General features: G+C 63.2%; 4 protein-coding genes. 3 read left to right on the top strand and 1 reads right to left on the bottom strand.

The window, feature by feature from the left end; translation table 11 throughout:
• Positions 1–227: 227 nt before the first annotated feature.
• The 3 genes from BM075_RS24020 to BM075_RS24030 are packed head-to-tail and all read left to right on the top strand — an operon-like array spanning position 228 to position 1,708.
• Positions 228–506, top strand: a complete 279-nt coding sequence (locus BM075_RS24020) for a helix-turn-helix domain-containing protein (RefSeq protein ID WP_177208479.1) — start codon at positions 228–230, stop codon at positions 504–506.
• Positions 464–676: a glycoside hydrolase family 2 protein gene (locus tag BM075_RS25230; protein WP_093363121.1), complete on the top strand. Its 213-nt coding sequence runs from the start codon at positions 464–466 to the stop codon at positions 674–676. Before BM075_RS24020 ends, BM075_RS25230 begins: the two co-directional genes overlap by 43 nt.
• A gap of 3 nt (positions 677–679) precedes the next feature.
• Positions 680–1,708, top strand: a complete 1,029-nt coding sequence (locus tag BM075_RS24030) for a LacI family DNA-binding transcriptional regulator (RefSeq protein ID WP_093363122.1) — start codon at positions 680–682, stop codon at positions 1,706–1,708.
• On the opposite strand, the gene BM075_RS24710 is transcribed toward BM075_RS24030, so the two are convergent.
• Positions 1,663–2,061 (bottom strand): hypothetical protein (locus BM075_RS24710; protein WP_218152908.1); only part of this gene is annotated, 399 nt, incomplete at its 5' end. The two genes, BM075_RS24030 and BM075_RS24710, sit on opposite strands and share 46 nt — an antisense overlap.

Genomic DNA, 2,061 nt, shown 5'->3' on the forward strand with positions numbered 1-2,061 from the left:
AACTGCCATCGAAGCCTCCATCCGTCGATGGCAGTGATCCAGATTTTTACGCCGATGGGAATCCTGCCCGAGTCAGCGCTCGAGGCCGTTGGTATAAGTGGTGTAGGAGGCCGCGCGCGGAGCCTCCGGCGTAGCGCAGCGCGCAGCCGGGCGTGACGCTGGCGGTCACCGCCGATCTTCGGAGAAGGTTCGGGTTGCGAGACCTGGAACCGACAACGGAGATGACGATGACCGAAGAGAGAATGGCTCTGATCGAGCTGGTTGAGACGCAGGCTGATGGCGAGATCGCGCGCGCCCTCGATCTGGCACCGAGCGTGGTGCAGCGGCTGCTCAATTCGCTGCTGGGCAAGCATTACCTGCAGCAGGACGCCACCAGCCGGACGAACATGGCTCCCGTCTGGGCGAGAACGACTTCCTGCCGCGGCGTCCGAAGGACTATGATTTCGGCGCACCCGCCATCTCGGTGGAGCGGCGGAACGGCCCTGCCGGCGAAGAGGTTCTGCTGACCAGCGACCGCCCGGCATTCTACGTTTCGTGGGACCTCGGCGGCGACACGATCTGGTCGGACAATGGCTTCACCCTGCTGCCCGGTCGCCCTAAGATCCTTCGCGTCGAACGCAAGCGAACATCGCACCTGCCCGCAACCGAACCGGAGGTGCGCTATCTGAAAGGGTAACGAATGGCGACGAAGGCGCAGACGGGCAAAGCGCCGGTCACGCTCAAAACGATCGCCGACACGGCCGGCGTGTCGGTGACCACCGTCGCGCGGGCGCTCAAGGACGGCGAGCGGATCTCGCCCGAGACCGTCCGGAAGGTTCGCGAAACGGCGCGCGAACTAGGCTATGTCCGGAACATGGACGGGGTCAAGCTGCGCACCGGGAAGACCTTCATCGCCATGGCATTCCTCAGCTTTTCCAGCGAGGAGGAGGTCGGAGATTCCGGTTCCGTGGGGCTCTTGAACGGCATGCATCAGCGCTTCGCCGGCACCGACTATGCCGTTCGGGCCGTTCCCGTCGAGCTCGGCGAAACCGGTCTCGACAAGCTCCGGCAGGTGGTCCGCGGACGAAACTGCGACGGGCTGATCCTCGACCACACCGAACCGCAGGACGCTCGGGTCAAATATCTTCTGGAGCACGATGTGCCCTTCGTGACATTCGGGCGGACCGAGCTGTTCACCGAGCACGCCTATTTCGACCTCGACAACGAGTTTGCGGCCTACCAGGGAACCAAAGCGCTTATTGACGAAGGCTATCGGCGGATCGCGCTTCTGGAAGCGGATCAGCGCTATCTTTTCGCGCGTCAGCGTCTTCGTGGATATATAAAGGCATTGGAGGAGGCAGACATCCCGGTGAGCGAGGACCTCATTCGTCCGGTCGCGCTCAAGCCGGACGCGGCCCGCGAGGCCGCTGGCGTCCTCGTTGCACAGGGCGCAGACAGCTTCGTTTGTGTCAATGAGTTGGTGTTCCTCGGCGCGCGAGCCGGCGTGCGCCTGGCTGCCGGGGAGGAAAGCGAAGGTTTCGGCTACTCCATGCGGTCCGGCACCAACCTCGGAGACTACATCGGCACTCGCGTGCATGTGTCGTATTTCTCCCGTCTCGAAGCAGGACGGATCCTGGCCTCCCTTCTATTGAAGCGAATTGACGGCGCGCCGATCGACCAATGTCAGAAGATCTCCCAAACGACATTGAAGGCAACTCGCGACGGCTGATGCCTGCGAAGGGCAACGGCTCCTTCCCGGTTAAAGGCAGCACAGAACGGTAAAACAAACCGGCCCCCGGCAAACCGGGCGCAATTCACTCCCCGAAATGTCAGCGAGGTCGGCAATGCCGCCCGGCGCCCCTCGGCGCGCCTTCGCTGCTCGTGCAGGCCCGGATGGAAACCCGCCGGAGAAGTCCGGATCGAGCGCACGCAAGCTGATCGCCGCGATGCCGCGCATGGATCGTCTTGGCGACGGGATGCCGGGATAATACCAACGGCCTCGAGCGCTGACTCGGGCAGGATTCCCATCGGCGTAAAAATCTGGATCACTGCCATCGACGGATGGAGGCTTCGATGGCAGTT

Origin of the sequence: Tropicimonas isoalkanivorans, assembly GCF_900112335.1 — a bacterium.
GTDB classification, from domain to species: Bacteria; Pseudomonadota; Alphaproteobacteria; order Rhodobacterales; family Rhodobacteraceae; genus Tropicimonas; species Tropicimonas isoalkanivorans.

Coding starts and splice junctions, on each gene's coding strand:
- BM075_RS24020 (WP_177208479.1), top strand. CDS start 228: ATGACCGAAGAGAGAATGGCTCTGATCGAGCTGGTTGAGACGCAGGCT.
- BM075_RS24030 (WP_093363122.1), top strand. CDS start 680: ATGGCGACGAAGGCGCAGACGGGCAAAGCGCCGGTCACGCTCAAAACG.